This window comes from Leptothoe sp. PORK10 BA2 (genome assembly GCF_034932105.1).
Lineage (GTDB): Bacteria > Cyanobacteriota > Cyanobacteriia > Phormidesmidales > Phormidesmidaceae > Leptothoe.
Map to the genome: position 1 here is coordinate 1 of NZ_JAYGIG010000083.1, position 7,700 is coordinate 7,700.

Consider the following 7,700-nt stretch of genomic DNA (forward strand, 5'->3'; position numbering starts at 1 on the left):
ACTGAGTTTGATGCGACCCTTGGGCTTGCTCAAGGAGGTTACCAATTCCTATATTTGGATTACGCTAGCTGATAATCTCTGTAACCTGGGAAAACTCTCTAATTTTTTAAGCCTGAGTAGTTACGCCCGGTCAAACGAAAAAAAACGAGACCCCGCAAAACTTGGAGGACTCGTTTTCTTAAAGCTATGCAGCTAACCGCCAAGCCAGCGAAACCATCTAAAGCCGACGCTGAAGCCAACGATTCGGGACAATTGGGGTTGAAATTAGAGGTGTACCAGGTAGACCCATTGGGTAGCTGGTATGGCTCTAAGGCCTGTCATGTCTTTGTCACAGCGAATGGGGCTGCTGCGATGGGTTGACTAAGCTTCGTCAGACTGTGCTAAGTTGCGTTTGCGCAGGGCAGCGACGCCCATGCCAATGAGGCCTGGAAGAAGGGCCGGGGTGGGGACCGCCGCGGGGGAGAACTGGGCGAAAACCAAGGACTCAGAACGCGCTGTATTACCCCTCCTATTTTCATCCACACTATTTAGCCCAAGAGGATCCCCAAAAAATTGAAAAACCGAAGCAGTGGGAACACCACGTGAAAAAGGAACATAGAAGACATCGCTACGATTTGTGATGGAGGAGGATTGGGCCGCCAATACAGAGTCCAGACCCAAAGCGTTTATAATGGCCGCCGCCGCCGACTCGGCACCCGCCGGATTGCCCAAAAAATTAACAAAACCAGACCCAGAAGCCACAGGAAATAAGTCGTCAAAGCTCCCCCTCGCGAAACTAACATCAAAAGCCTCGCCTCCCACATCCAAGTCGCGGATGCTCACCACCTGCCCCGACGAATTCTTCGTCAGAGAGAAGGCCTGAGCGGGAGCGGCAGAAATGAGTTGAGTTATGCTCGGTAACAATGCCCCCGTAAGCGCCACTTTCAACCATATATTTTTGGTCATCTACAATCCTCAAGAAGTGATAAAGGGAAGGTTTAGAAGGAAGCGTGCAAGCGTGCACAGAAGCGTGCAAGCGTGCACAGAAGCGTGCAAGCGTGCAAACGCCTAACCCACAGGCCAGAACAATGTCTTAGCCCTGAAATAGTAGCCCTGAACTTTGTCCAACACTGTTCAGATCTCTACAGACGATGACATTTATACAGCCCCTATCGAGAGGAACAGAAAATTGATGCACGAAGGAACACTACTCCGGCGGGTTAAGCTTGTAGCCCATCAGAGTAGAAATATAAGTAGATCAGCTTAAATCTAAATCAATCTACAAGGCGATCAACTTAAATCAGGAAATTACTGCGGGGTTAGAATCTAGAAGTCAGGAGTCAGAATCCATTCCCTGCTTTGATTCTGACTCCTGGCTCCTGACTCCTTACCGATCTAGAGTTTCCTGGCTTAAATGACACGCCCAATCTACAACAGAACTAAAGTCACCAAAAGAGCAAAATTCTAACTTTAAAAAACTACACAAAAAACTACAAGAAAAAGGGATTATGAATACTGAGAGAGATGGCGTCGTTTTTTGACAACACCTGGCGGCTTCACTACACATGCCAGCCCCAACTTTGTACGATTGGGTCCGACGCGGCTGGGTCAGAGCACGGCAGGAACCTCAACACCCCATGATCAAACGTTTTTCTGATTTTTGACAATTATCACAATGACCACATTGCATACCTCGTGCTTCGGTCTCACAGCCAAACTGCACTAAAAGTTTCTGCCAACGACAGTTCCGACCAAAAAGATACTGCCTCATGTCCTTCACACTATCAAAAGTCTCACGATGGTGCTGCGACTGCCCCACCTGCAACCGATAATGAAACGGATCTTCCCAAGTCAGCTGCCCCTGACTATGCAACAACGCCAACGCCGTCGCCGCTTCCCTATGCCGCCGCAACACCTGATCAATATTACCAGTTGCAGATAAGGACTTCACCAACTGCTTCGCCTCCCGCTCTAGCTTGCGTTCACTGTCCGCAAAAAACTGCCAGCGCCGTTTATCCTCCCCATCCAGCCACCCCGTCGGCTCACTCACCAATGTGAGCGCATCCGCCGGTTTCCCATCTCGACCTCCACGGCCAATCTCTTGAACGTACTCACTCAACGTACTCGGCGCATGGTAGTGGCATACCCAGCGCACCCGAGGATGGTTGATGCCCATGCCAAAAGCGCTCGTACACACCACAAACTGGCAGCGCTCCCCTAACCATTCAGCCTCAATGTGCCGCCGTGATTCACTCCCTAGCCCAGCATGGTAAGCCTCTACCGAAAAGCCTTTTGGCCGTAGCCATTGGGCCAACTCTTCCGCTGTGCGTCGAGTACGCACATAGATCAACCCCGCTTGGGACGGATACGCTTTAACAAAGTTCAATAATGCCTGCCGCCGACCACGGGGTGTCCAAACTACTTTCACCGCTAGATTCAGGTTGGGCCGATAAGGGCTTAGCTTCACCTCCTTAGGGTGTTGCAGTTGTAATACCTCACAAATAGTTTGTTGTGCGGTGGGGTTGGCTGTAGCCGTAAAGGCCGCAATCGGCAGCTTTGTGCCCGCAGGCTTATATTTCAACAGAGCGGGTCTAACCGCACCCAGCCGTCGATAGGTCGGTCGAAACGTGTCGCCCCACTGCACCAGGCAATGGGCCTCATCCAAAATTAGACCGTTGATCATCACCTGGGGCTGACACAGTGCTTCCCATACCTTTTTACTTAAAAGAGTCTCTGGCGACAGATAAAGTAGGCGCAGTCGATTCTGTTGAACCTGTTGTAATATCTTCTGTTTTTCATAGTTGGCTAGGGCACTGTGAATTCTCTCCGCAGCCAACTGTCGTTGTTTCAGCTCCTGAACCTGATCCTCCATCAGAGCCACCAGAGGAGAAATCACTAAAGTCACCCCCGTTTGTAACAAGGCCGGTAACTGAAAACAGATGGATTTACCACCACCAGTCGGCATCACGATTAGAGCATCCCGCTTGGCCATTAACGTACGGATCACCTCGCCCTGGGGTGGCCGAAAACTATCATACCCCCAGATTTGCTTAAAGCTGGTTTCCACCTGCTGCCATGCTGTTTTCGTAACCATCAATGCACCCTAAAAGCTAGAGTTAGCATGCCCAATGGCAACGGTCCTAGCGCGGAGTTGTGAAACCTTGGCTGGCGAAGGGGACTCGCGTATCGGTCTAGACGGCGAGGACTGGATGAAAATCCTCTCGTTATATCCCAATCCTATGCATTGCCGCCAAGATCTGAGCTGATACAAAGGGCAAAATGTCTTCGTTATGGCTATGTTCAGCACCCTCAGTGAAGACCACCAGCAAGTAAGGATGGGCCCCATCGGCTTCAATGTAAGCGGCATCATGGCGCACCTTGCTCGTGAGTCCGGCCTTGGACCAAACCTGGCTCTCGACCGGTACGCCTGCCCCTAAAAAGCCAGTGACTTGATTTTCTGGATCAGCCGCTAGCACCTTAGGCTCGAGGTCTCGGGTCATAAACCGCATCATGTTCTGACACCGGGCCGCATTCACCGCCACACCCCCCACAATGCTGTGGAGTAATCGAGCCGAGGCCTCGGTGGTGAGCATATTACGATTTTCGTATCCGTCCCCCAGATAGGCTCGCTCACGCCCGTAGGGACCATCGCACCAGGTTTTTTGGTTGGCATTGACGGTGGCTAGCTCTGGCCAATTTAGGGTTTTGAGATAGCGATTGACCAGGTCCCGCTGATGTTTCCAGGTTTCAAAGGGGCCAGGGGGCAGCTCTGGCCCGCTGGTGGTGCCGGTGAGGACGTCCATCACATAGCCTGTGGCGTCATTGCTAGAGTCCACAATCATATCGCGCATAGCTCGCTCTAGTTCCGGACTGGTCTGGGTCATGCCCCGCTCAATCCATTCATGGATTGCCACCAGGTAAAACAGTTTGATCACGCTAGCGGGATAAATCCGTTCTACCCCCCGATAACTGGCCCCCTTTGGCCGCTGCTGCCAGAAGTCATCGGCACTCAACGCACCCCCCGTATTGACGATGTAGGGGGGCTCGTAGGCTAGCCAGGTGACGGCAATCTGGTTTTGGGCTAGGGCTGGAAAGCGAGCCCAAGTAAGATCGAGCACCTGGTGGAGGTTTTTCTGGAGACTATCGTCGGTTTGGAAAAATTTAGCGGTCATGGGGGAGGGCGGTTTGATGGCTTAGTTTTAAGGTGTCCGCTTTTTATATTGCTATACCTTGGCGGAGTCCTTGAACTGAAAATACGCAGCAAGATATTCAGCCAGCTTAGACAAGCCAATTTCTACACAACGCAAAATTGGCTTGCCCTACACAAACCCCAAACTGGTCCCTTTCCCGTCATGGGTCAGGGCCAACTGCTCATACTTTTTAGCATGGTCGATCAGGTCCTCCATCTCTTCCGGGGTCAGGGTCTTGTAAACTCTGCCCGGCACTCCCACCACCAGGGACCCTGGGGAGACGTCTTTGTTGACGACTGCGCCTGCACCCACGATGCTACCTGCACCGACGCGGACACCGTTGAGAATGATCGCCCCAATGCCGATGAGACAGCCCCGCTCAATGTGGGCGCTGTGGACCACGGCGCGATGACCGATGGTGACATAGTCTTCGAGGATGGTGGGGAGGTTGGGGTCGCCGTGGAGAATGGCCCCGTCTTGGACATTGCTGTGGGCACCAATGCGGATCAGTTCGACGTCCCCTCGGACCACGGCGTTGTACCAAATGCTGGCGCCGGGATGGACCTCTACACGGCCTATGACCGTAGCGTTAGGGGCGATGAAGGCGGCTTGGGAGAGGTCGGGTGCAGGCCAAAAGCCATCTGGGGCGGGGTCGACAGGGGTGGGGTTGAGCACGGAATTATCTACCATTGACTAGGACTGCCTGACGATCAACATCAGAATGGACAAAACTCGCTGGAATAATGCTGGAATATGTATGTCAGGGTTAAAGTGCCGTCCTTTGACCTCCCGTTATAATAAGGCGAGCGTTGCTGCTCCTTGGGGTGATTTTTTTATAAAATCCTCGCATGGTGGGCTTTTGCTACCTCGGTTCATCCTTTAAATTGGTAGCATGGCTCAGGCGATCGCAAGTCTAACTGGCCTTGTTTTTGACGTGCCGCCTTATATGGCATTGGTTTTCCTGGTCTCAACGTTGGGGTGGTTGAGACAGGCATATCCAGCCTGGGCATACATGTTTTACTAAACCCGCATGATAAATTCTGCTTCTCAGTATCCGTTTTACGGGCCAGAAATAAAATGCCCCCACTGTCGACAGACGATTCCGGCATTGACGCTGACGGATAGCTACCTATGTACCCGTCACGGTGCCTTTGAGGTAAGTCTCGATTCTCGGGATTTAGTCCATGTGCAATCGGGTCGCCACTGGCGGCAATGGGAGGGGGACTGGTACCGACAGCACACCCATCCAGATGGCATTCGGTTTGAGATTCATGAGGCGCTGGACCGACTCTATACCGAAGGCTATCGGGCGACCCGGGTGATTATTGCCGAGCGCTATCGCCCCTTGGTGAAGTCTTATCTTGAGTACACGGCTCCCTGGCGGGGACAAGGAGAAAAGGGAACACCCAAACTATATGGATTGCCAGTGGTGTTTAGCCCGTCATCGCAAGAGGTACCCCAGTGGGAAGTGATCAATTTTGATTTGGAAAAAGAACCGGGTGTACCGAAGGACTATCGATATTTGAAGTTTTTTGAGTAGATCCCTGATTTAGCGATAGGAATACCATGCACCATGCGTCGATTCGAACGGCGGATATTCACCGGGCCATGGCTTTTTATGAGCTGTTGGGGTTTGAGGTGGTGGAACGCTTTACGGCTGGTATTACCCTGGCCTGTTGGATGGAAGGGCTGGGGGGCCGGATTGAGCTGATTCAGGTACCGGAGCCAAAACCGGCGGCGGATGCCTTTAGTGATGAGCACTATACGGGCTACTATCACCTATCGTTTGACCTGACCCAGAGGGCGCAAAGTTTACCCGCCTGGCTCGAGCAACTCCAGCAGCATGCGGTTTCGCGGGATACGGCGCTCACCGTACTCCTGGAACCTCGCCAGCAAATGATTGGAAATCGGGTTTATGAGGTGGCGTTTATTGCTGATGCTGATGGGCTACCGCTTGAGTTTCTACGTTGCTTGAAGTAGCTGCTTCAAGTCGCGACCTGCAGTAATTATTGCCTGAAGTAATACATGGGTTTTGGTGTTCCGTTCGCAAACAATTGGGCCTACTTGGAGACCGAGCTAACCTGGTTAGAGCGGATGCTGCTGGTGACGGTGGCGCAGCAGCGAAAAAATTTGAAGGCGGTCAATCGGGTGGCGAAAACACCCTCTGATCGGGCGACGAGTGACTGGTGGCAGGGGCTAATTGCGGTTAAAAATCGGGCGTATGATGACGTTGCTCCCCAGGCTAGTGGCCAAGCGGGCGGCCCAGCAGGCGAGCAAGGGCCTGGACATCCGGTGCTGGGCTATCAAAAAACCTTAGACAATCGCATCCTACTCAGTCGGGCGAAGAAGATTGCCTTGGGCCTGCCAACGATGCAGTCGTTACTGGGGCTAAGTTTGTTTGAAAAGAAGCTGGTGCTGATGGTGCTGGCTCCGGAAGTGCAGGTGCGCTATGGCAAGCTGTACCACTATTTGCAAACGGGCACCCACTGCATGGCGGGGGCCTTACCTACGGTGGAACTGGCGTTGCGGGTGCTGTGTCACAATGATGCAGAACGCCGACGGGCTCGGGTACTGTTGACAGGGCCCCAATCATTGCTACAGCGCCGGGTGTTGCATCGTGTCGGGGGAGCAGCGACATTGTTAGAGAGTCAATTGCAGCTGGCTCCTGAGTGGGTGGATTACTTATTGGCTGAGCATCCAGATCCGGCCTGGCCGCTAAAGTTTGTGATGGCCGATAAGTTTGTCCAACGGTGTCGGCAGCGGGTGCTGTGGTCAGAGCTGGTACTGGCCGATGCCCTCAAGCAGCAGTTGCAGTTGGTAACGGCTCAGCCCCAGTCTAGGTTGCTGCTGGTGGGGGAGCAGGGGGTGGGGAAAGAGCGGGTTGCGATCGCACTCGCCAACCACCTGAAACTCCCCCTCCACATCCTCGACTTAGCCCAATATTCTCCCCAAGACTGGCAAACTTGTCTGGCCAAATTAACCCAAATTAAGTATCCATTGGTGCTGATCCCATCAGCCCACCATTGGCTGGGACGAAATGCAGCGATCGATCGCGCTGCCCTCCATAACTGGCTGACGCATACATCCGCCCACATCATCTTCACCGTTAGCCATAGCCACCTGGTGCGTCCCCAGTGGCGACAACGGCTCACGGTGCTCCATATCCCCATGCCTGATGCTGACTTACGTTTACAACTGTGGCACCAGTCTTTTCCCCAGGGCGTTAAATCCATGGGTAAAGTCCGTTGGGCAGCCCTGGCTGAAGCCTTAGCACTTTCACCGCAACAGATTCTCGACATTGGTCAGATGACGAGCAGCCTAGCCGGCAATGACCCGATTACAATTGACCATTTACAGCAGGTTTTACACCAGCAGGGCCAGAATTGGAAACTGCGCCAGTAGAATAGACCTCTTGCATAATAGATTTCATGGTACATTAGAGGATTTTAGTTCACTGTTTCCATGTCAGGCAGATGAACTACGAAGCAACCCAAACCCTAAGCGTCCAAAAGTTTAAGCGCCGATTTGGTG

General features: G+C 52.8%; 8 protein-coding genes. 4 read left to right on the forward strand and 4 right to left on the reverse strand.

The genetic code is table 11. The features are described 5' to 3' along the window. The first annotated feature begins 186 nt into the window (after nt 1-186). Entirely contained in the window at nt 187-360 is a 174-nt protein-coding gene (locus VB741_RS14155; RefSeq protein WP_323365832.1) for a hypothetical protein, read from the forward strand. On the opposite strand, the gene VB741_RS14160 is transcribed toward VB741_RS14155, so the two are convergent. The 4 genes from VB741_RS14160 to VB741_RS14175 form a co-directional block, all read right to left on the reverse strand. After that, complete coding sequence (locus tag VB741_RS14160) at nt 361-945, reverse strand: PTPA-CTERM sorting domain-containing protein (RefSeq protein ID WP_323365833.1); 585 nt, start codon at nt 943-945, stop codon at nt 361-363. A gap of 661 nt (nt 946-1,606) precedes the next feature. Continuing rightward, nucleotides 1,607-3,073: a RecQ family ATP-dependent DNA helicase gene (locus VB741_RS14165; RefSeq protein ID WP_323365834.1), complete on the reverse strand. Its 1,467-nt coding sequence runs from the start codon at nt 3,071-3,073 to the stop codon at nt 1,607-1,609. Nucleotides 3,074-3,203: 130 nt separating this feature from the next. Continuing rightward, nucleotides 3,204-4,151, reverse strand: a complete 948-nt coding sequence (locus VB741_RS14170) for a serine hydrolase (RefSeq protein ID WP_323365835.1) — start codon at nt 4,149-4,151, stop codon at nt 3,204-3,206. Between the two features lie 147 nt (nt 4,152-4,298). Beyond that, nucleotides 4,299-4,859, reverse strand: coding sequence for a gamma carbonic anhydrase family protein (locus VB741_RS14175; RefSeq protein WP_323365836.1), 561 nt, complete (start codon nt 4,857-4,859; stop codon nt 4,299-4,301). A gap of 340 nt (nt 4,860-5,199) precedes the next feature. On the opposite strand from VB741_RS14175, the gene VB741_RS14180 reads away from it, so the two are divergent. From VB741_RS14180 to VB741_RS14190, 3 genes are read left to right on the forward strand one after another with little or no spacing between them, the layout of a single operon-like run. Further along, nucleotides 5,200-5,709, forward strand: coding sequence for a TIGR02652 family protein (locus tag VB741_RS14180; RefSeq protein ID WP_323365837.1), 510 nt, complete (start codon nt 5,200-5,202; stop codon nt 5,707-5,709). 26 nt (nt 5,710-5,735) lie between these two features. After that, the gene (locus VB741_RS14185; RefSeq protein WP_323365838.1) at nt 5,736-6,149 is read left to right on the forward strand and encodes a VOC family protein; all 414 of its coding nucleotides are present in this window, start codon (nt 5,736-5,738) and stop codon (nt 6,147-6,149) included. 45 nt (nt 6,150-6,194) lie between these two features. Beyond that, entirely contained in the window at nt 6,195-7,571 is a 1,377-nt protein-coding gene (locus VB741_RS14190) for a hypothetical protein (protein ID WP_323365839.1), read from the forward strand. Nucleotides 7,572-7,700 lie beyond the last annotated feature (129 nt).

Coding starts and splice junctions, on each gene's coding strand:
- VB741_RS14155 (WP_323365832.1), top strand. CDS start 187: ATGCAGCTAACCGCCAAGCCAGCGAAACCATCTAAAGCCGACGCTGAA.
- VB741_RS14185 (WP_323365838.1), top strand. CDS start 5,736: ATGCACCATGCGTCGATTCGAACGGCGGATATTCACCGGGCCATGGCT.
- VB741_RS14165 (WP_323365834.1), bottom strand. CDS start 3,073: ATGGTTACGAAAACAGCATGGCAGCAGGTGGAAACCAGCTTTAAGCAA.
- VB741_RS14160 (WP_323365833.1), bottom strand. CDS start 945: ATGACCAAAAATATATGGTTGAAAGTGGCGCTTACGGGGGCATTGTTA.
- VB741_RS14170 (WP_323365835.1), bottom strand. CDS start 4,151: ATGACCGCTAAATTTTTCCAAACCGACGATAGTCTCCAGAAAAACCTC.
- VB741_RS14175 (WP_323365836.1), bottom strand. CDS start 4,859: ATGGTAGATAATTCCGTGCTCAACCCCACCCCTGTCGACCCCGCCCCA.
- VB741_RS14190 (WP_323365839.1), top strand. CDS start 6,195: ATGGGTTTTGGTGTTCCGTTCGCAAACAATTGGGCCTACTTGGAGACC.
- VB741_RS14180 (WP_323365837.1), top strand. CDS start 5,200: ATGATAAATTCTGCTTCTCAGTATCCGTTTTACGGGCCAGAAATAAAA.